The organism is Streptococcus sp. 10824, from assembly GCF_013276595.1.
GTDB lineage: Bacteria > Bacillota > Bacilli > Lactobacillales > Streptococcaceae > Streptococcus > Streptococcus pseudopneumoniae.
In genome coordinates, this window is sequence record NZ_VMLH01000160.1 from 1 (window position 1) to 746 (window position 746).

The following is a 746-nucleotide window of genomic DNA, read 5'->3' on the forward strand; positions in this document are numbered from 1 at the left end:
CAGCAAATAAAAAAGTAGTTCAAATGCCTGGCAGCAAAAAATCTCAACGATTCACTTAATATAGACTAAAGTTTAGAGTTTAAGGAAAGTAGGGCTAATATATTGTATGAAAAATAAGATTGTTTTTAAGCAAAACTCTTGAAAATGATTGAAAAAAGAGTTATTATAGATGTATAGTAAAAAGCAAACGCTTACTTAATCAAGGAGGACAGTTTATGTCATACAAAACAAGCAATGCAGAAGGGCATGTAGATTTCATTAATACCTATGATTTGGAGCCAATGGCGCAACAAGTGATCCCTAAAGCAGCATTTGGCTATATTGCTAGTGGGGCAGAAGATACTTTCACTTTAAGAGAGAATATCCGTGCCTTTAACCACAAACTCATCGTTCCACATACGCTTTGCGATGTTGAAAATCCAAGTACAGAGATTGAATTTGCAGGTGAAAAACTATCCTCACCAATCATTATGGCGCCTGTTGCGGCTCATAAATTAGCGAATGAACAGGGTGAAGTGGCGACTGCGCGTGGTGTGCATGAGTTCGGTTCTCTTTATACAACCAGTTCTTACTCTACTGTTGACCTTCCAGAGATTTCTGAAGCCCTTCAAGGGACACCTCATTGGTTCCAATTTTACTTTAGTAAGGATGACGGTATCAACCGCCACATCATGGACCGTGTGAAGGCTGAAGGTTATAAAGCGATTGTCTTGACGGCAGATGCTACTGTAGGGGGAAATCGTGAG

1 protein-coding gene is annotated in these 746 nt (G+C 39.4%); it reads left to right on the forward strand.

Annotation, left to right across the window (positions count from 1 at the left end):
• Positions 1-215 precede the first annotated feature (215 nt).
• On the forward strand, positions 216-746 hold a 531-nt coding region (locus tag HT701_RS11015; RefSeq protein ID WP_172931536.1), incomplete at its 3' end, for an alpha-hydroxy-acid oxidizing protein.